We start from the raw sequence: 17,862 nt of genomic DNA, 5'->3' as shown, positions 1-17,862 counted from the left end.
TCCCCCGCGCCCTACTCCGCGCGCACGTAGTCGCGCTTCATGAGCTGCACCACCGTTTCGGCGGTGAGCACGTCGTCGCCGTCCGAGTGGTCCAGCACGCCGCCCAGTGAGCCGTGGTTGTGCACCAGCTGCAGCACGTCCAAATGCTCCGGCGTCAGTTCCTTCAAGGGCGCCGTCAGCGGCTGCGCGATGCGCAGCGCCGTGGCCATGGGCGGCAGGTTCGGCTGCAGCCGCTTGAACTCGTCCAGCTGCCGCAGGGCGTCCATCAGGAGCGCTTCGGTGGAGGAGTCCAGCTCCACCATGAACTCCTGCGAGTCCGCCGGGCGCAGCTCGAAGTCACCCTCTTCCCAGGTGACGATGCGGTTGAAGCTCTTCTGCGGGCCCAGGTTGTGGTTGTCGTCGATGACCGCGTAGTACACGCGGCCCTGGCGCAGGTAGATGCGACCCTCGTGGGCGTTGTTCACCACGAGCACGCCGTTCTTCTTGGACGTGTGGAAGAGCTGGAGCAGGTCCGGGAGGGGAATCTCCTCAATCTTCCCCGTCATGGAGCTGGCCTTGGTGGTCCGCGCGGCCTGTGCGGCGGCGGCCTCCTCCAGCTTCTGCTTCACGACGCTCTCGTCCACGGCGGCGCTCTCCGCGCCCTGGTGCACGAGCTTGAGGATGGAGGTCCCGATGAGGATGCGGTCCCCCTCCTTCAGCTTGGCCTGCTTGACCTTCTCGCCGTTGACGAAGGTGCCGTTGGTGGACCCCAGGTCCTCGATGGTGATGGCTCCGTCGGAGAACAGGATCTTCGCGTGCTTGCGCGAGACCATGTCCTCCACGAGCACCATGTCCAACTCGCTCGACCGTCCGACGACGATCTGCTTGTTGGCCTTCAGCGGGAACTCACCGCCCTGGTACTTCCCGGAGATGAACTTGAGGGCAAAGGACTTCGCCGTACCGCCAGGAGTGCTCACGGTGCCGCGACCTCGATGATGGAAGTTGCCATGGTGCTCAACCCGTTACTTCCGCCTTGCCCGGGTCCTTCACCAGGTTGAGGTACATCTGCGCGCTCTTGTTGCCGGGGCTGCGCACGAGCACGTCTTCCCAGACCTTCACCGCCTCGTCACGGCGTCCCGCCGAGTACAGGGCGATTCCATAATTGATCCGTCCAGGAATGTACGACGGATTCTGCGCGATGACCTGTTCGTACTCCGCCAGGGCCGCCGCATTGTCGCCAGCGTCCCTCAGGGCATTGCCCAGCTTCAGGCGGATGTCCACGAACTCCGGGAAGTGGGCCAGCGCGCGGCGGTACTCTTCAATGGCCTTGGCCCACACGCCGCTGGAGGCGAAAACGTCGCCAATGTCGGCGTACATGTTGGCCACCTTCTTCATGACGTAGGGGTCCAGTTCGCCGGGGGCGCCCTTCTGGCGGGACAAGGCGGCCTGGTAGACCTCCTTCGCCTCCGCGTACTTCCCCATGTCGTTGTAGATGACCGCCAGGTTGAGCGCGGCCTCGGTGTACGCGGGGTTGAGCCGCAGCGCGGACTCAAAGGCCCGCTGCGCCCGGGCGAACTGGCCCTGGTCGTGGTAGATGATGCCGAGCATGTTGTAGACGTCGGCGAAGGTCGGATTCTGCTCGACCACCTTCGTCAAGAACTGCTCGGCCTGGGCGTACTGCTTCTTCTCGAAGGAGCCGCGCCCGAGGGTCAGTAGCTGCTTGAGGGCTTCGTCCATGACTCGGCCCGCGCGGGCCCCTGCCTCCTCGGGAAGCCTACATCAGCCCGGGCGAAAACAAGAATTGATCGCCCTCGCGCACGAGCAAAAGCGGTCGCTCACCCCGGGTGTCCACCGGCCGGGCCGGGAGATCGCCCTCCAACCGGTAGTGCTCCGTCACCGTCACCTCGTCCCGCTCCAGGCGCGCGTACCACGCCTGGACCGTCAGCCGCCGCTTGCTCAAGGGGGCCACCTCCGCCCACGCACGCCCCGCACCGCCGTCCCCTCCCGGGCCCGCCAGCCGTGACAGCGCCTCCGGCCGCCCTTGCGCCAGGGCCTGCCGCCGCGCCTCCAGTGCCGCAACCACCGCCACCAGCCGGGGCGCCACCGAGGACGCGGGCTTCCACCGGCCGGACGCTCGGGTGAAGGCCACCGCCTCCACGCCGGCGGTGCTGACCGTGGTGGCGCCCAGCGCGCCCTCGAAGTCCAGCGTGGCGAAGGCCTCCGCGCGCTGGCCGTCCGGCGCCACGGAGACGGAGATGCGGGCGTACTGGAGCTTCCGGGAGACGAGCGGAGCCTGTGCACCGGGCACGGGCAGGGACACGCCGTCGTGCTCGGCCTGCTTCAGGGTGGTGATGATCTCCGCTTCCGGTCCGGCGGCCGCGCCCAGGAGGCGCGAGCCCAGGAACAGGAGGACACAGGCGGCGGCGAGCACGGCGATGCCGATGCCCCCCAGCCGGCCCCAGTCCTCCGAGCGCCTCACGAGCCCAGCATCTTCTGGGCACGCTGGGCGGCGGGCGTACCCGGCAGGCGCTTGACGACTTCCCGCAGCGTGTTCTGCGCGCGCTCCGTGTCGTTGAGCTTCACGTACGCGTTGTGGAGGTCGAAGAGGGCCTCCTCTTCCAGCGGCGTGCCCGGGTAGTCCTTGAGCAGCCCCTCCAGGCGCTGGGCCACGGCCTTCCAGCGCTCGCGCTTCGCGTAGAAGGACGCGACGTAGAGCTCATGGCGGGCCAGGCGCTGGCGGGCGTCATTCCGGTGCGCCGTGGCGTCCTTCACGTACTGCGAATCCGGGTACTGGCGCAGGAAGACGTTCATGGCCCGGAGCGCGTCGTACATGGGCTTCTGCTCCTTCTCGTAGGAAGGCGGCAGGGCGAAGAACTCCGAGGGGAACTCCTGCACGTAGGAGAGGGCCGCGCGGTAGGCGGCGTAGTCCACCTTGGGGTGCGTGGGGTGCAGCCGCATGAAGGAGTCGAACTTCTCGCGCGCCTCCGGGTACATCTCCCGGGCGAAGTCCAGGTCCGCCAGCTTCAGCTCCGCCTCGCGCGCGGCCTCCAGGTAGGGGAACTTGGCGCGGACGTGGTCGAAGTACTTCTCCGCCTTGAAGTAGTCGTTGTCCTCCATGGCGGCCTCGCCCAGCGCCAGGTTCTCCGCGGCCATGGTGGCGTAATCAGGCTCGCCTGCGGGCCCCGCGGAGAGGGCGGCACAGGCGGACAACATCAGGGCGGACAGGACGAGGACGACGGAGCGCATCACGCCTCCAAACTATTCGTCCTGCCCGGAGGGGTCCAGCGAAGGTTCTCCCACCAGCCGGGTCACGATGTCCGGCGCGAAACCCCGGCTGAGCAAAAGCCGCCCCGCCCTCGCCTGCTCCTTCGCGTCCAGCGGGCGGCCAGCCAGGCGCCGGCGCTCCAGCACCTGCCGTGCGGCCTCCAGCGCGTCGAAGCCCACCGCGTCCTTGGCCTCCGACAGTGCCCGCCGTGCCTCCGTGCCCTCCAGCCCGTGGGCCTGGAGCCGTTGAAGCACGGCCCGGGGGCCCAGCTTGCCCCTGCCCAGCAGGGCCTGGGCGCGTTCACGCGCGAACTTCGCGTCGTCCAGGTAGCCCCACTCCGCGAGGCGGGCGAGCACCGCTTCACGCACGGATTCGGAGAAGCCCTTGCGCTCCAGGGCGAGCGACAGCTCATGCCGGCTGCGGCCGCGCGCCTTGAGCAGGCGCAGGCAGGCATCGGTGGCGCGCTGGACAGCCTCGGGGCCTTCGGGCTCGTCAACCATCGCGGAGTCCCTACCATGTGGTAACAGGCCCCGCCATGCACCCCATCCTCGCCCGCTTCCTCACCGCAGACGCCGCCAGGGAAACGCTCCGCAAGGAGAAGGCGGGGGAACCGCTGACTCCGGAGGAGCAGCACTTCGCGACCGCCGCGAACGCCAACCCCAGGCAGAAGGCCATGCTGCAGGGCGTGAGCGGACGAGCGCTGTCCTCCGACGCCCAGGCCGCGCTGGTGCTGCTGGCCGCGCACGCCGCCGCCCGCGCGCTCACGCAGGACGAGTCCCTGTCCGCCGCGACGCAGAAGGCGCGCGAGGCGCTTAAGGAGGAGGGCGCGAGCGACGAGGAGTCGGACTCCTTCCTCGCGTCCATCCTGCTGGAGGAGGCCTTCGGCTACGAGCAGGAGGTGGACAACTTCGACGCGGACTACGTGAAGGAGTCCCTGGGCGAAGTGCCCGCCCTGGCCGCGCTGTCCAAGGAGTCCGTGGACGCGCTGTTCCTCGCGTTCGCCAAGGCCGCGCCCAACGACGCGGACCGCAAGGCGCGCGAGCACATGGCGCGGGCGCTGTTCGACATCGCCTGGGCGGAAGGCCCCACGTCCATCAATCCGGAGCACCTGGAGACGCTGCTCGACAACGAGGTCCTCCAGGAGTCCGACGAGGCGCAGGACGCGCGCGTGCGCGCCACCGTGTCGCTGCTCCAGACGCTGGCGCACCAGGGGCTCATCGGGCCCATGCGCCTCAGCCGGCTGCGTGCGCAGTTGGGGGACGACGACGCCTGAGCGGCGCCCTCCCCCTTCGCACCGGGTTTCCTAGAAGCGTTCGATCTGGAAGTCGTCGTCGCCGCCAGCCGCCGGAGCGGGCGCGGCCACCGGGGCGGGCGTGGGCGGACGGGCCGCCACCTGCGGAGGCAGCGGCCGGCCCTGGACGACGCCGGGCGGCGGAGTAGCGGGACGCGGCGCCGCGACGCCGGGCGGAGGCGTCATGGGCCGGGCGGCCATGGGCGCTCCGGGGCGCGGGGCCTGGGGAACCGGCGCGGGCGTGGGCGCCACGGGGGCAGCCTGCGCGGGCGCGCCCTTCTGCGCGAAGGACGCCGAGCCCGGGATGGGACGCTCCTCGCCGGCCTTGGCGTCGAAGTTGTCCCACTTCGAGTCGGACGTGCCGCTGATGCCAGAGAAGCGCAGCGCGAAGTCGTCCGGGTTGCTGGCCTGACGGTGGGCCTCTTCGTAGGTGACCAGGCCGTTGCGCACCAGGCTCATCAGCGACTGATCGAACGTCTGCATCCCGTAGGAGTCCGTGCCCTGCGAGATGGCGTCGTGGATCTCCTTCGTGCGGTCCTTGTCCTCGATCATCTCGCGCACGCGCGCGGTGACGCGCAGCACCTCCACCGCCGCCACACGGCCCTTGCCGTCCGCGCGCGGAACGAGGCGCTGACTCACCACGCCGCGCAGCACGCTGGAGAGCTGCAGGCGCACCTGCTTCTGCTGGTGCGGGGGGAACGCGGACACGATGCGGTTGATGGTCTCCGTGGCGTCCAGCGTGTGCAGCGTGGACATCACCAGGTGGCCCGTCTCCGCGGCGTGGAGCGCCGTTTCGATGGTCTCGTGGTCGCGCATTTCGCCCACCAGGATGACGTCCGGGTCCTGGCGCAGCGCTGACTTCAGGGCCTGCGAGAAGCTCATCGTGTCCACACCCACTTCGCGCTGGTTCACGATGGAGCGCTTGTCGCGGATGAGGAACTCGATGGGGTCCTCGATGGTCATGATGTGGTTGGTTTCGTTGGAGTTGATGTAGTCGATCATCGCCGCCAACGTGGTGGACTTGCCGGAGCCCGTGGTGCCCGTCACCAGCACCAGGCCGCGCTCCTCGCCGCACACCTTCTCCAACACCGGGGGCAACAGCAGGTCCTTCATCGTCATCACCTTGAAGGGGATGACGCGGAGCACGGCGCCCACCGTGCCGCGCTGCTGGAAGACGTTCACGCGGAAGCGGCCCAGGCCCGGCACTCCGTAGGCCAGGTCCACTTCGTTGCTGACCTTGAACTTCTCCTTCTGGAACTCGTTCATGATGCCGAACGCCATGCGCGCCACCTCCTCCGGAGGCAGGCGGCGGCCGTCCTTGAGCGGCACCAGCGAACCATCCACGCGGAACATGGGCGGCAGGCCCGCCTTCAGGTGGATGTCGGAGGCTCCGCCGCGCAGGGCGATCTGCAGGATTTCGTTGAGTTCCATGAGGGTGCCGGGATGGTAGCAGAACGCCCGCGCGCGTCGCGACGGGGCGACGCCCACCCGCTTGCCCGCAAAGCACGACGGCGGAGGCTTCCCGAAGGAAACCCCCGCCGACGAACGGCCGGACAGCTGGCCGACAAGCGCGATTAGCGCTTGGAGAACTGGAACCGACGACGGGCGCCGGGCTGGCCGTACTTCTTGCGCTCGACCGCGCGAGCATCGCGGGTGAGGAAGCCGGCCTTCTTCAGCGCCGGACGGAACTCCGGGTTGAAGGCGCACAGCGCGCGCGCGATGCCGTGACGGATGGCACCGGCCTGGCCAGAGAGACCGCCGCCGCGCACGTTGACCGTGACGTCGAGCTTGCCCTTCTGCTCCAGGATCTCCAGCGGCTGGTTGAGCACCATCTTCGACGTCTCACGGCCGAAGTACTCGTTGATGTCGCGGCCGTTGATGACGACAGCGCCGTTGCCAGGACGCAGCCAGACGCGAGCGGTGGCCTCCTTGCGGCGGCCCGTGGCGTAGAAACCGAGTTCAGGATTGATCGCCATGGTTGTCTTACGCCTCGACCTTGAACGCCACCGGCTTCTGCGCGGTGTGCGGATGAGTGTCACCAGCATACACCTTGAGCTTCGTCATCATCTGACGGCCCAGGGCATTGCGGGGCAGCATGCGGCGCACGGCGTTGAGGATGATGTCCTCAGGGTGACGCTGGCGCAGCTTCTGGAGGTTGGTGATCTTCAGGGCACCCGGGAAACCGGCGTACGGGTGACGGTAGTACTGCTTGTCCGTCTCCTTCGTGCCCGTCACCTTCACCTTGTCGGCGTTGATGACGATGACGTGGTCACCCGTGTCGATGGACGGGGTGTACGTCGGCTTGTGCTTGCCCTTCAGGAGGGTGGCGATCTGACTGGCGGCGCGACCAAGCACCTTGTCGGACACGTCGATGACGTGCCACTGGCGCTTGATGTCCCCAGCCTTGGCGCTGTAGGTCTTCTGCGACATTTCGTGCACTCCAGACTTCGGCGCGGCGCCCAGGTGCATGCCAGGGGCCGCGTGCTCGTGCGTAACCAACCGCGGGTCCTCCGTCCAAAACTCCGACAGAAGCCCGGAAAGGCTGACCCTCCTAGTAGGACGGCGGGATCAAGTCAAGGTTGGGCGTACGGGGGACCCCTCAGGGCGCCCGGCCAGGGGTGCCCGGGCCCGGCCCCCCGGCGGCGGGCTTCTTGAAGCGCTCCTTCAGGTTGGCGAAGAAGTTCCTCTCCTTCTCGTCCGGAGGTCCCTGACGCGGCGCGTCCATGTCCATGATCTCGAAGGCGTCCGGGGGCAGGTCCTCCAGGAAGCGCGAGGGCGTTCGGGGGACCTCCTTGCCGCGCTTCACGCGCACGGTGGAGCGGGTGAGGTAGAGCAGCTCCTTGGCGCGGGTGATGCCCACGTAGCAGAGGCGGCGCTCCTCCTCGAGGTTCTGCGCCTCGCCCTGCATGCCGCCGTGGGGCATCAGGTCCTCCTCCATGCCGATGAAGAAGACGAGCCGGTACTCCAGGCCCTTGGAGGCATGCAGGGACATCAGCGTCACGCGCTTGTTCTGCCCCGGGACGTCCTCCTCTTCCTGGCGCGTGTCCAGGCTGAGGCGGTTCAGGTACGTGAGGAGGCTGGCCTTGGGGCCCTCGCGCTTTTCGAATTTCTCCAGGGACGCGAGCACCCCGTCCACGCCCTTGAGCTTCTTGTCCGCGGCGGTGCCAGAGACGGCCTTGGCGCGGGTGGCCTCGCGGAAGCCAATCTCCTCCAGCAGCTTGTGCGTGGCCTCCGACAGGCGGGGCGTCTGGGTGAAGGCGTCGCGGTAGCGCTCCACCATCTCCACGAACTCCAGCACCTTGCCGCCCGCGCCCGAGGGCAGGTCGTCATAGGTGTCCGCGCGGCGCATCGCCGTCCAGAGCGTCACGCCCTCCGCGCGCGAGTGCGCGTGCAGCCGCTCCATGGTGACGTCGCCAATGCCTCGCGAGGGCACGTTGACGATGCGCATGAGGGAGATTTCGTCCAGCTTGTTCGCCAGGACCTTGAAGTACGCGATGACGTCCTTCACCTCGCTGCGGTCGAAGAACTCGCTGCCGCCCACCACTTCGTAGGCGATGTTCTTCTCACGCAGCATCTCCTCCACTGGGTGGGCCTGGCCGTTGGTGCGGTAGAGCACCGCGATGTCGTCCGCGGGGACACCCAGCGAGATGTGCTTCTGGATTTCGTGCGCGATGAAGCGGGCCTCCTCTTCATCATTGGGGCACGCCACCACCTTCACCAGCGGACCGCCCTTGCGGTCGGTCCACATGCGCTTGTCCTTGCGCTCCGGGTTCTTGGCGATGACGGCGTTGGCCGCGTCCAGCACGCGCTGGGAGGAGCGGTAGTTCTGCTCCAGCCGCACCTCCTTGCCGCCCGGGAAGTGCCGCTCGAAGTCCAGGATGTTGCGCACCTCCGCGCCGCGCCAGGAGTAGATGCACTGGTCGTCATCCCCCACCGCGCACACGTTCCTCGCCTCGCCCGCGAGCAGCTTGAGCAGGTCCAACTGGGCGTGGTTCGTGTCCTGGAACTCGTCCACCAGGAGGTACTGGAAGCGGGCCGTGTACTTGCGGTGCAGGTCCGGGTGCTCGCGCAAGAGGCGCGCGGGCAGCACCAGCAGGTCGTCGAAGTCCACCGAGCCCTGCGCCTTGAGCGCGAGCTGGTAGTCCGCGAAGACCATGGAGGTGATGAGGTCGTAGTCGTCCCCCATGCCCTCCGGCTTGGGCTGGGGCGCCTCGCCGGAGTTCTTCGCCTTGGAGATGAGGGTGAGGACCTTGCGCGCGTCGAAGGCGCGGTCGTCGATGCGCTTCTCGCGCATGGCGCGGCGGATGATGGAGAGCTGGTCGCCCATGTCCGCGATGGCGAACTTCTTCGGCCAGCCCAGCCGGTGGATGTCCTCGCGCAGCACCTCCGCGCCGAACGCGTGGAAGGTGCACACCAGCACGCCCTGGGCGCGCGGCCCGGCCATGTGGATGAGCCGTTCCTTCATCTCCGTGGCGGCCTTGTTGGTGAAGGTCACCGCGAGGATGTTGCGGGCCATGATGTGGTTCGGCCGCTCGTTGAGCAGGTGGACGATGCGGTGGGTGATGACCCGCGTCTTTCCACTGCCCGCGCCCGCCAGGACGAGCAGGGGGCCCTGGAGCGTCACCACGGCCTCGCGCTGAGGAGGATTGAGCTTCGAAAGGTCCATTGCGCGCGGGCCAGGGATACCCTTTGATTCGTTCGTGCGCGACTATTTCCTACGGCTGGCCATCGCATCGCTCGCGCTCGGCGTGGGCGGCGGATGCCGTGACGACGAACGCACGACATCTCCCACCCCGCGCGACGTGGTGACGACCGCCGCACCGTGCGTGTACTTCAAGGACCTGGCGCCGTTCCTGCCGGAGTCGCTGGAGGGCTTCACGGTGGGTTCCACCGCGGGCTCCACGGGGAAGTACGGCGAGGTGTCCGTGTCGGAGGCGGAGCGCACCTACACCCGGGGCGAAGGCCGCGAGGTGAAGGTGCGCATCGTGGACACCACCATGGGGCTGAAGCTGGGGGAGGCCATCCGCGAGGCGGCGCAGAAGGCGAAGGGCCGCGCGGCGAGCGACCCGACGGCGCCCATCCAGTGGAAGGAGGCCGTGGGCTTCGTGCGCTATGACGCGGACGAGGCCGTCGCGGAGGCGAACCTCCTGGTAGGCGAGCGGTTCGTGGTGGCCGTCACCAGCCGCGGCTTCCCCAGCACCGTGGAGGTGCGGCGGGTGGCGCGAGGCATCGACCTGGCCGGACTGGCCCAGCTGCAGTGATTCAAGAGTCCAAGGAGCGTTTGTGGCGGTGAAGGACAAGGGGTCGCGGACCCAGACGGCCCAGGAGCTGCTGGAGCAGGAGAAGGCGGCGCGCCTGGGCGTGTCGTCCCTGGGCAAGCGCGAGTTCATGGACCAGTTCCAGAAGCTGTCCAAGAGCTACGCGGTGGACCCGGGCAACCCCGGCTCCTACGCGTGCGAGGGCTGCCAGCGCTGCGCCAACTGCATGTTCTGCAAGGACTGCGACAGCTGCCACCAGTGCACGCACTGCACGCGGTGCGAGCTGTGCACCAACTGCTCGCACTGCGTGGAGTGCAAGAACTGCCACGCGTGCGCCTACTGCGTGCAGAGCGAGAACTGCTCCAGCAGCGCGTACGTGGTGCTGAGCAAGAACCTGCAGGACTGCAACTACTGCTTCGGCTGCGTGGGTCTGTCCAAGAAGGACTTCCACATCCTCAACGTGGGCTTTTCCCGCACCGAGTACTTCAAGGTCGTGGGCCGGCTGCGCAAGGAACTGGGCATCCCGTAGCAGTCCAGCCCCTGCCCCGCCGCGCCCTGGCTACAGGGCGCGCACGTAGAGGGCCTTGAGGTACTCCGTCTCCGTGAGGCCCGCGAGCACCGGGTGGTCCAGGCCGGCGCCCCGCCGCTCCAGGATCTGCACCGGGCGCTTCGCGTCCGCGGCGGCGTCCAGGACCATGGACTCGAAGCCCTGCCGGTCCAGCTTCCCCGAGCACGAGCACGTCACCAGCAGGCCGTCCGGCTTGAGGCAGCGCAGCGCGCGCAGGTTGAGCTCGTGGTAGGCGCGCAGCGCGGTGGCCAGGCCCTCGCGGCGCTTGGCCAGTCCGGGAGGGTCCAGGACGATGGTGTCGAAGCGGCGGCCCTCCTGGTCGAAGCGGCGCAGCACGTCGAACGCGTTGCCGTTCTCCACCTTCACGTTGGCGCGGCCGTTGGCCTCCGCGTTCGTCTGGATGCGCGCGGAGGCCTTCGCGTCCTGCTCCACCGCGAGCACCGACGTGCAGTGCTTCGCGAGCGCGAGCGCGAAGCCGCCGTGGTAGCTGAAGCAGTCCAGCGCTTCGCCACGGCCCAGCTCGCCCGCTCGCAGGTGGTTGTCCACCTGGTCCAGGAACGCGCCCGTCTTCATGTCGCCCAGCAGGTCCACTTCGAAGCGGTTGTCGCCCTCGTGGTAGGTGAAGCGCGCGGCGCCCTCGCCGTGCAGCAGGCGCACCTCGCGGGGCAGGCTCTCGAAGTCGCGGCCGGAGGCGTCGTCGCGGCACACGACGTGGCTTGCGCCGGTCCTCTCCACCAGCGCTCGCGCGAGCATCTCCTTGCGCGCGTCCATGCCCTCCGACAGGGTCTGCACCGTGAGGCCCTGGCCGTAGCGGTCCACGAAGAAGCCGGGGAGCAGGTCCGCCTCGCCGTGCACCAGGCGCAGGCCGTCCCGCCCCGGCAGCACCGCGCGGCGGGCGAGCGCGGCCTCCAGGCGGCGGATGAAGAAGGCGTCATCCACCTTCTCTTCATTCGGCCCCTTGCGCGTGAGCAGCCGCAGGGCGAGCGGGGAGCGGCGGGCGTAGAGCGCCTGGCCGATGGGATTTCCCTGAGGGTCCACCACGGCCACCACCGCGCCCGGGGTGTCGGTGGCGGGGGCGTCGGTGAGCTCCGTGCGGTACACCCAGGGGGTGCCGCGACGCAGTGTCTTGGCGCCCTTGAGGCTGACCCGGGCAGTGGGAAGAGAAGGCATGTCGGGGCTCACTCCAGGCCGCGTGCGGCCAGTTCCTCGTCGTCTTCCCCGCGCAGATGCCCGATTTCATGCAGCAGTGTCACGCGAATCTGTTCGCGCAGCTCTTCGGGGGTGCGCACCGCGCGGGCCAGGTTGCGCCGGTAGAGGGCCACCGAGCGGCAGGGCGTCTCCGAGCCGTCGCACGGTTCCTGGAGGGAGGGCCCCCGGAACAGGCCCAGGATGGTGGGCGACAGGGGCGGCTGGTTGGCGAGCAGGTCGTCCTCGGAGGGAATCTCCTCCGTGGCCACCGGAACGCCCTCCAGGTCCCGGCGCATGTCCGCGGGCAGGGCCGCCAGCGCGCGCTTCACCTGGGCCTTGAACTCGTCCGCCGACGGCAGGGGCGGCGGGGGGAAGTCCTCGGGCTCCAGCGCGCGGGCCTTCTGGAAGTGGTCGTCCGCCTTGGCCCACTGGCCCTCGCGCTCCAGGAGCAGGCCCAGGTGCTGGTGCGCGTGCGCCGCGCGGTCCTTGTCCTTCAGGAGCGACGCGAAGGCCGCCTTCGCCTCGCGGAAGCGGCACAGCTCGAAGAGGGCCAGGGCCTTCTCGTACTTCGCCTCGGCGTTGCCCGGCTCGCGGGCGAGCACGATGGCGGCGCGGTCCAGCGCCTGTTCCGCCTGTCCCAGGTCGTTGAAGGCCATGGCGGCCACCAGCGCCAGCGACGGCACCAGCTCCGGGGGCGTGGAGGGCTGGGACAGGCCTCGCTCGGCGTAGAGGGCGCCCAGTTCGTCCCGCTCGCGCGTGGAGGGCAGTTGCACCGCGTACAGGTGCGCGGCGCCCAGGAGCGCGTCCGCGTCCCCGGGGTCGATGGCCAGCGCTCGGGCGTAGGCGAGCTGCGCCTCCGGCTCGCGGTTGAGCGCGGCCAGCGCGGAGCCCCGTTCCGCGTGGGCGGCGGCGAGGTCCGGCTCCTGCGCGGCGGCCTGCGCGGCGCAGGAGAGTGCTTCCTCGTAGTGGCCGGAGTCGTAGTAGTCGCGGGCCGCGTCCAGGGGCGCACCACCCCGCGCGTCGCACACCGCCAGCGGGTGCACCTCCGCCACCGCGTCGTCCGGGCGCCTCACGGAGGCGAGGGGGCCCGCGTCCACGGGGCCTTCCGCGAGCGCGCCCGCGTCAGCCGCCACTGCGGTGGTGGCCGTGCCCGCATCCGTGCCCGCGTCGGCGTTCGCCGGAGGGGGCCGTTTGCAGGAGGCGAGCAGGAGGAGACAGACAGCGAGCAGACCGCGCCGCGACATGGGCGGGGAGGCTATGGCATCCGCCCCATGCACAGGAAGCGGGGACGTGCCTGCCCGCCTGAGGGGTCCCATCCCCTCCCCGGCTGCATTACCCTCCGGCCTCCCATGAGAGACCTCATCCTGGCATCCACCTCCAGCGCGCGACGAGTCCTGATGGACGGGCTGGGCGTGCCCTACCGCACCGAAGCCCCCAACGTGGACGAGCAAGTCCCCGAGGACATGCCCGCCGACGAGGCCGTGCGGATGCTCGCCGTGCGCAAGGCCCGCGCGGTGCAGGAGCGCCACCCGGAGTCCTGGGTGCTGGCGGCGGATCAGCTGGTGGAGGTGGGCCGCGACGTGCTGGGCAAGCCCCAGGACCGGGACGCGGCGCGCGCGCAGCTCACGCGCCTGCTGGGGAACACCCATGTCATCCACACCGCCGTGTGCCTGCTGGGGCCGGGCGGCCATCACTCGGAGACGCTGGAGGACGCGCGCCTGACGTTCTTCCCCGTCCCTCCGGAGGAGCTGGAGCGCTACCTGGACACCGGCGAGTGGGAGGGCTGCGCGGGCAGCTACCGCGTGGAGGGCCGGGGGCAGGCGCTGCTCCAGAAGCTGGAGGGCGACCGCACCAACGTGCAGGGACTGCCCATGCTATCGGTGGTACGGCTGCTCCGGCAGGCGGGCTTCGACCTCTTCGCCCGCCCCTAAGCCCCGGCGCTCAGCGCGCGCCGGACAGCTCCGCGAGAATCTCCTGGTACGCGGCGCGGGCCTTGTCGGCCTGGTCCGCCTTGAAGCTCGCCGCGGCCACCACCGGGTGGCCGCCCCCGCCGTAGCGGCCGGCGATGGCCGCCAGGTCGTGCTTGCGCGTCTCCGGCCGCCACGGGTTGGAACCCAGCGAGACCTTGGCGCGCGACGCGCCCTTCCCCACCCACAGCGTGTAGCGCGCGTCCGGATAGAGCGCGTACGCGATGAACTTGTTGAGGCTGTCCACGCCCTCGTCCACCAGGTCGAAGGAGACGACGCCGTTCTCGTAGCGGGCTTTCTCACGCACGAGGTCGATGTTGCGCTGGTGCTTGAAGAGCAGCGGCTCCAGCGGGGCGGCGATGAGCGGTGAGCGGGCGATGTCCGCCAGCGAGTCCGTCTGCATGCGCCGGATGACCTCCGGGATGAGCGTGTCGTCCTTCGTCGCCTCCAGCACCGTCATGATGCGCAGCGCGGGCTCCTCCAGCGCCACCGCCATCTGGGGGCTGGGGAACTGCGCTCCGTCGATGATCTCCGCCCAGTGCAGCAGGTCCTTCAGCGGGGACGCGTCCCAGCCGAAGCGCTCGCGCGCCACGTCCGCCAGGTACAGCGTGCAGCTCTTGCGATGCGGGTCGTGGAACTTCCGGCCGCTGGTGTCGCGCTGGAAGTGGGGCTCGTCGCCGGGCTGCTGGAAGGCGGAGGCGTGGTGGTCGAACCACCAGGTGAGCCGCGCGTCCTGGCTGTAGCGGAAGTCGACGATGACGTTCTCGTCGCCCGTGAAGACGGCCGGGTCGATGCCCTCCGCCCCCGGCTTGTGGGCGAGGCCCCGGTAGCTGAACGTCGCGTCGGCGCGCACGCGCTCCCGGTAGAAGCGGGTGAAGACCGCGGCGCTGGCCGCGCCGTCGAAACAGTTGTCGTGGAAGAGGACCTGGACTCGCATGGGCGCCCGCCCTCTACCGCGAATCCCCGCCGCGTCCCAACCGCACCGCGGTCGCCTGCCCGCAGGGGCTGTGGCCAGGGGGTGACACCCGACCCAGCCCTGTCGTCGCACGGCCTCGGGCGGGTGCGCTCCATTGAACGATGCGTGGAAATCACCGCGCTGGATGAACGAAAAACTCGACAGAACGAGGAACGACCCTGAAGGGCTGAAAAAAGGAAGGCCCTTCCGCCCCTCGGAAACCCGCTACCCGCGAGGAAAACCCCTGGATTCAGGGACCTGACGGGGAGGCTGAGCCCTGGCACCTCGCCTGCATGGTGTCAGACCGACGAGGTACTCACCCGCGTATCGGCAGTAGCGGGAGGAACCATGGCGAAGCGGACCGCAGGCAAGACGAAGGGTGGCACGGTGCGGCGGCAGGGTCGGCGGGTGATGCCCGCGCTGCGTCGCACGGCAAAGCGCGCTCGGGTGGCTGCCCAGAAGGCCCAGCTCACCCTCGGCGAGGTCATCGCGGCGGCGTTCGACACCGCGGGCGGAGAGATGAGTGGCGTGCTGGAGCTTGTCACCTCCCCGCAGATGACCCGCGCGCTGGGCCGCCGCATCGTCGTCGAAGGCTGAAGCGCCCGCGTCCCGGCCCCGCGAAGCCCCAGGCCGTGCTCCGCTGAAACGGAGCGCGCGGGCGCGGAGCTGTCGCGACACGGCTGTCAGCCTTTCTCCACCAGGTGCCGCGTTTCGCGTGAGCGCGGGTGGAGTCCTTCTCCCCTTCTTTTCGTCCTGGAACCTGGATCCTTTGGACGGGGTAATGGATCCACTTGGGGTTCATCCGGACCCTGGACTGCCCGCGTTCGTCACTTCGCGCCGGGTGTGCTGCGCGCTTCGCACCTGAAACACGAAGGCCCGTGCTCCCTCGTAAAACCGGGAACACGGGCCGGGAAACCCCGGAGCGCGGGGCTTTGGGTGCCTGGGACTAGCGGGGCTGCCAGCGCGGGCGGTAGTCGTCACCCTCGTTGGTCAGCACCGTGTACGTGTCCTTCGGGTGCTGGATGAGGGTGCCGGTGGGCTGGCCGGTGGCCGGGTCGATGGGCTGCACGTAGAGCGCTCCGCCGAAGACGTAGGCCACGAGCTGACCGTCCGGGGAGAAGGACGGCAGCGTGGCGTTGTCGGCGAGCTTCACCGGGGCGCCGTCCGCCGCGCCCGTGGTGGTGTTCACGCGCTGCAGGAAGATGACGTTGCCCGGCGTGGTCCCGCACAGCGTCGCGCCGGTGTTGCCGCACAGCGTGGCCGCGCCATTGATGTTCTGGTAGTAGGCGCGCACGTACGCCACCCAGCTGCCATCCGGCGCCCAGTTCGGGTTCGCGATGTACGAGTCCACGGTGCCGCCCGTCGCGCTATCGGAGGTCCTGTCCGCGAGCAGCGCCGGGGTACCGCCACCCGTCACCGGCAGCGAGTACAGCCGCAGCACCGGGGTGGTGTCCGTGCCGAAGGTCACCGTGAGGTTGTCCGGGTTGGCCAGGAAGAGCAGCTGCGAGGTGGTGCGGTTGTAGTGCGGCTGCTCGCCCGAGGTGGGCGAACCCGCCAGCGGAGCCGGCACACCGCCGCCCGTGGAGACGTAGATGCCGTTGCCCGCGGCGCTGTAGGCGTAGTCCGTGCCGTTGGGCGCCAGGTCCGGGAAGGTGCCGTTGACGGTGGCCTGCGTGGGCGAGCCGCCCGTCGCCGCGATGGTGGAGATGCCCGTGCTGCCGCGCACCCAGGTGATGAGGTTGCCCGGCTCCCACTCCATGTAGCGGATGCGCGTGCTGCTGGAGGCCGTGCCCGTGGTCAGCACGGTGGGCGCGGCGGCCGTGAGCGGCACCGGGCGCACCGCGAGCTCACCCGCGGCGGCGGTGACGTCGCCCTGCACGAAGGCCACCTGGGCGCCGTCCGGGCCGAAGCGCGGGTAGGCGCTGGCGACACCGTCGGCGCTGAGCGACGTCATCCCCGGCACGTCGTATTCCGTCACCAGCGCGCGCGTGCCGCCGTCGTTGCCCGTCACGGCGATGAGGAGCGACTGGCAGGTGGCGGCCTCGCAGCGCAGGCCCGCCATGCACTCCGCGGACGCGGTGCACGCGCCGCCCTTGGCCACGTTCATCCCCGCGTCGGTGCCGGCATCGGTTTCCGTCCCGGCGTCCTCGGTGCCCGCGTCGACCTCCGTGCCGGCATCAACCTCCGTGCCCGCGTCGACCTCCGTGCCGGCATCAACCTCCGTGCCCGCGTCCTCTTCCGGCGGGAGCACGAGGTTCTGCAGCTCGCACTTGTCGTCCGCGTTGCAGATCCACTCCTGGCCCGCCGGCGCGGCGCCCTTGTCACGGCAGTCGAACTGATCGACGCACTCGTCGCCGCAGCCCGTCCCCAGCACCGTCAGCGCCCCGAACAACGCCCCCAACACCACTCGCTTGATCATTTCCACGCCTCCCAGGTCGCGATGCTCCAAAGTCAGGGGGCGCGTCTTAGCTTCGCGTTCACGGGTGCCGGCAGGCCTTGAAGGGCATGGCATCCGAGGCTGTCGGTGATTGAACTGGATTGAGAAGAAGGGTGCTCAATGATCGACACGCACTGCCATCTGGACGCCTCGCGCTTCGACCCGGACCGCGACAGCGTTGTCGCGCGCGCCTGGGCCGCGGGCCTGCACGGCATCCTCATTCCGGCGGTGGGCCCGGACACGTGGGAGCCATTGCTCGCGCTGCCGCGCAAGGACGCGCGCATCCAGGTGGGGCTGGGCATCCATCCCCAGTTCCTGCCGGACCTGCCAGCGGAGGATGACGGCGCGCACCTGGAGCGGTTGGACGCGCTGCTGTCGCAAGGCGGCGCGGTGGCGGTGGGCGAGTGCGGCCTGGATGGCCCATCCCTCCCCGGCGCCCCGCTGGAGCGGCAGTTGGCGGTGCTGCGCGGACACATGGCCCTGGCGCGCAAGCACGGGCTGCCGGTGCTGATGCACTGCCACCGGCTGCACCCGGCGATGATGGAGTTCCTGAAGGCGGAAGCCTGGCCGGAGGCCGGCATCCTGATGCACAGCTACAGCGGCGGCGCGGAGCTGGCGCGCTTCTACATCCAGAAGGGCTGCCACTTCTCCTTCGCGGGCCCGGTGACCTGGGCGGAGGCGCGCAAGCCGCTGGACGCCCTGCGCGTGATTCCGGCGGATCGGCTGGTGTCGGAGACGGACTCGCCGGACCAGGCGCCCACGCCCTTCCGGGGGCAGCGGTCCGAACCCGGCTACCTGCCCCACATCCTCGCGGGCATGGCGCACGTGCTGGGAGAGCCGGTGGAGGCGCTCGCCCAGCGGACGACCGAGAATGCCCGGCGCCTGTTCCGGGAAGCTTTCCCCTCCCCTTCGCGGTAGGCGAGCGTCGCGTGATAGAGGAGCCCTTCATGAACC

Annotated in this window: 19 protein-coding genes; 6 read left to right on the top strand and 13 right to left on the bottom strand. The window is 69.7% G+C overall.

What is annotated here, in order from left to right:
• Window positions 1-11 precede the first annotated feature (11 nt).
• Genes D7Y11_RS18505 through D7Y11_RS18485 form a run of 5 tightly spaced genes read right to left on the bottom strand, consistent with a single transcriptional unit; the run spans window position 12 to window position 3,744 of the window.
• Window positions 12-956, bottom strand: a complete 945-nt coding sequence (locus D7Y11_RS18505; RefSeq protein ID WP_120581232.1) for a DUF4388 domain-containing protein — start codon at window positions 954-956, stop codon at window positions 12-14.
• Between the two features lie 37 nt (window positions 957-993).
• A complete protein-coding gene (locus D7Y11_RS18500; RefSeq protein ID WP_014394857.1) occupies window positions 994-1,716 on the bottom strand; it encodes a lipopolysaccharide assembly protein LapB in 723 nt (240 codons plus the stop codon).
• A gap of 37 nt (window positions 1,717-1,753) precedes the next feature.
• Window positions 1,754-2,458, bottom strand: a complete 705-nt coding sequence (locus tag D7Y11_RS18495) for a hypothetical protein (RefSeq protein ID WP_126934347.1) — start codon at window positions 2,456-2,458, stop codon at window positions 1,754-1,756.
• A complete protein-coding gene (locus tag D7Y11_RS18490) occupies window positions 2,455-3,225 on the bottom strand; it encodes an outer membrane protein assembly factor BamD (protein WP_120577033.1) in 771 nt (256 codons plus the stop codon). Before D7Y11_RS18490 ends, D7Y11_RS18495 begins: the two co-directional genes overlap by 4 nt.
• Window positions 3,226-3,237: 12 nt before the next feature.
• Window positions 3,238-3,744, bottom strand: a complete 507-nt coding sequence (locus tag D7Y11_RS18485) for a regulatory protein RecX (protein ID WP_120577032.1) — start codon at window positions 3,742-3,744, stop codon at window positions 3,238-3,240.
• Window positions 3,745-3,779: 35 nt separating this feature from the next.
• Here D7Y11_RS18485 and D7Y11_RS18480 point away from each other — a divergent pair, with 35 nt between their 5' ends.
• Complete coding sequence (locus tag D7Y11_RS18480; RefSeq protein WP_120577031.1) at window positions 3,780-4,517, top strand: hypothetical protein; 738 nt, start codon at window positions 3,780-3,782, stop codon at window positions 4,515-4,517.
• A 30-nt stretch (window positions 4,518-4,547) separates the two neighbouring features.
• Here D7Y11_RS18480 and D7Y11_RS18475 read toward each other — a convergent pair whose 3' ends face one another.
• From D7Y11_RS18475 to D7Y11_RS18460, 4 genes are all read right to left on the bottom strand, one after another.
• The gene (locus D7Y11_RS18475; protein ID WP_120577038.1) at window positions 4,548-5,966 is read right to left on the bottom strand and encodes a type IV pilus twitching motility protein PilT; all 1,419 of its coding nucleotides are present in this window, start codon (window positions 5,964-5,966) and stop codon (window positions 4,548-4,550) included.
• Between the two features lie 143 nt (window positions 5,967-6,109).
• The gene (rpsI, locus tag D7Y11_RS18470; protein WP_120549158.1) at window positions 6,110-6,511 is read right to left on the bottom strand and encodes a 30S ribosomal protein S9; all 402 of its coding nucleotides are present in this window, start codon (window positions 6,509-6,511) and stop codon (window positions 6,110-6,112) included.
• A gap of 7 nt (window positions 6,512-6,518) precedes the next feature.
• Entirely contained in the window at window positions 6,519-6,965 is a 447-nt protein-coding gene (rplM, locus tag D7Y11_RS18465; protein ID WP_120577030.1) for a 50S ribosomal protein L13, read from the bottom strand.
• Window positions 6,966-7,134: 169 nt separating this feature from the next.
• The gene (locus D7Y11_RS18460) at window positions 7,135-9,201 is read right to left on the bottom strand and encodes an ATP-dependent helicase (RefSeq protein WP_126934346.1); all 2,067 of its coding nucleotides are present in this window, start codon (window positions 9,199-9,201) and stop codon (window positions 7,135-7,137) included.
• 34 nt (window positions 9,202-9,235) lie between these two features.
• Here D7Y11_RS18460 and D7Y11_RS18455 point away from each other — a divergent pair, with 34 nt between their 5' ends.
• Together D7Y11_RS18455 and D7Y11_RS18450 are read left to right on the top strand one after the other, a co-directional pair.
• A complete protein-coding gene (locus tag D7Y11_RS18455) occupies window positions 9,236-9,796 on the top strand; it encodes a hypothetical protein (protein ID WP_233597000.1) in 561 nt (186 codons plus the stop codon).
• A 28-nt stretch (window positions 9,797-9,824) separates the two neighbouring features.
• Complete coding sequence (locus D7Y11_RS18450; protein ID WP_120577036.1) at window positions 9,825-10,322, top strand: caib/baif family protein; 498 nt, start codon at window positions 9,825-9,827, stop codon at window positions 10,320-10,322.
• Window positions 10,323-10,352: 30 nt separating this feature from the next.
• On the opposite strand, the gene D7Y11_RS18445 is transcribed toward D7Y11_RS18450, so the two are convergent.
• Together D7Y11_RS18445 and D7Y11_RS18440 are read right to left on the bottom strand one after the other, a co-directional pair.
• Window positions 10,353-11,531, bottom strand: a complete 1,179-nt coding sequence (locus tag D7Y11_RS18445; RefSeq protein WP_120577028.1) for a class I SAM-dependent rRNA methyltransferase — start codon at window positions 11,529-11,531, stop codon at window positions 10,353-10,355.
• An 8-nt stretch (window positions 11,532-11,539) separates the two neighbouring features.
• Window positions 11,540-12,793, bottom strand: a complete 1,254-nt coding sequence (locus D7Y11_RS18440; RefSeq protein WP_126934345.1) for a metallopeptidase family protein — start codon at window positions 12,791-12,793, stop codon at window positions 11,540-11,542.
• 105 nt (window positions 12,794-12,898) lie between these two features.
• On the opposite strand from D7Y11_RS18440, the gene D7Y11_RS18435 reads away from it, so the two are divergent.
• A complete protein-coding gene (locus D7Y11_RS18435; RefSeq protein WP_120577026.1) occupies window positions 12,899-13,480 on the top strand; it encodes a nucleoside triphosphate pyrophosphatase in 582 nt (193 codons plus the stop codon).
• Window positions 13,481-13,490: 10 nt separating this feature from the next.
• Here the strand turns inward: D7Y11_RS18435 and D7Y11_RS18430 are convergent, their stop codons facing one another.
• On the bottom strand, window positions 13,491-14,453 hold the full coding sequence (locus D7Y11_RS18430) for a DHHA1 domain-containing protein (RefSeq protein WP_126934344.1): 963 nt from the start codon (window positions 14,451-14,453) through the stop codon (window positions 13,491-13,493).
• Window positions 14,454-14,819: 366 nt separating this feature from the next.
• Here D7Y11_RS18430 and D7Y11_RS18425 point away from each other — a divergent pair, with 366 nt between their 5' ends.
• A complete protein-coding gene (locus D7Y11_RS18425) occupies window positions 14,820-15,068 on the top strand; it encodes a hypothetical protein (protein ID WP_120577024.1) in 249 nt (82 codons plus the stop codon).
• Between the two features lie 349 nt (window positions 15,069-15,417).
• Here the strand turns inward: D7Y11_RS18425 and D7Y11_RS18420 are convergent, their stop codons facing one another.
• Complete coding sequence (locus tag D7Y11_RS18420; protein ID WP_126934343.1) at window positions 15,418-16,890, bottom strand: PD40 domain-containing protein; 1,473 nt, start codon at window positions 16,888-16,890, stop codon at window positions 15,418-15,420.
• A gap of 138 nt (window positions 16,891-17,028) precedes the next feature.
• Here D7Y11_RS18420 and D7Y11_RS18415 point away from each other — a divergent pair, with 138 nt between their 5' ends.
• Window positions 17,029-17,826, top strand: coding sequence for a TatD family hydrolase (locus tag D7Y11_RS18415; protein WP_121754528.1), 798 nt, complete (start codon window positions 17,029-17,031; stop codon window positions 17,824-17,826).
• Window positions 17,827-17,862: the final 36 nt, after the last annotated feature.

Source organism: Corallococcus sp. AB018, from assembly GCF_003986945.1.
GTDB lineage: Bacteria > Myxococcota > Myxococcia > Myxococcales > Myxococcaceae > Corallococcus > Corallococcus exiguus.
The sequence above is the reverse complement of the archived record's forward strand: the minus strand, read 5'-3'. Positions and strand labels throughout refer to the sequence as shown.

Coding starts and splice junctions, on each gene's coding strand:
- D7Y11_RS18500 (WP_014394857.1), bottom strand. CDS start 1,716: ATGGACGAAGCCCTCAAGCAGCTACTGACCCTCGGGCGCGGCTCCTTC.
- D7Y11_RS18490 (WP_120577033.1), bottom strand. CDS start 3,225: ATGCGCTCCGTCGTCCTCGTCCTGTCCGCCCTGATGTTGTCCGCCTGT.
- D7Y11_RS18485 (WP_120577032.1), bottom strand. CDS start 3,744: ATGGTTGACGAGCCCGAAGGCCCCGAGGCTGTCCAGCGCGCCACCGAT.
- D7Y11_RS18480 (WP_120577031.1), top strand. CDS start 3,780: ATGCACCCCATCCTCGCCCGCTTCCTCACCGCAGACGCCGCCAGGGAA.
- D7Y11_RS18475 (WP_120577038.1), bottom strand. CDS start 5,966: ATGGAACTCAACGAAATCCTGCAGATCGCCCTGCGCGGCGGAGCCTCC.
- rpsI (WP_120549158.1), bottom strand. CDS start 6,511: ATGGCGATCAATCCTGAACTCGGTTTCTACGCCACGGGCCGCCGCAAG.
- rplM (WP_120577030.1), bottom strand. CDS start 6,965: ATGTCGCAGAAGACCTACAGCGCCAAGGCTGGGGACATCAAGCGCCAG.
- D7Y11_RS18460 (WP_126934346.1), bottom strand. CDS start 9,201: ATGGACCTTTCGAAGCTCAATCCTCCTCAGCGCGAGGCCGTGGTGACG.
- D7Y11_RS18445 (WP_120577028.1), bottom strand. CDS start 11,531: ATGCCTTCTCTTCCCACTGCCCGGGTCAGCCTCAAGGGCGCCAAGACA.
- D7Y11_RS18440 (WP_126934345.1), bottom strand. CDS start 12,793: ATGTCGCGGCGCGGTCTGCTCGCTGTCTGTCTCCTCCTGCTCGCCTCC.
- D7Y11_RS18435 (WP_120577026.1), top strand. CDS start 12,899: ATGAGAGACCTCATCCTGGCATCCACCTCCAGCGCGCGACGAGTCCTG.
- D7Y11_RS18430 (WP_126934344.1), bottom strand. CDS start 14,453: ATGCGAGTCCAGGTCCTCTTCCACGACAACTGTTTCGACGGCGCGGCC.
- D7Y11_RS18425 (WP_120577024.1), top strand. CDS start 14,820: ATGGCGAAGCGGACCGCAGGCAAGACGAAGGGTGGCACGGTGCGGCGG.
- D7Y11_RS18420 (WP_126934343.1), bottom strand. CDS start 16,890: ATGATCAAGCGAGTGGTGTTGGGGGCGTTGTTCGGGGCGCTGACGGTG.
- D7Y11_RS18415 (WP_121754528.1), top strand. CDS start 17,029: ATGATCGACACGCACTGCCATCTGGACGCCTCGCGCTTCGACCCGGAC.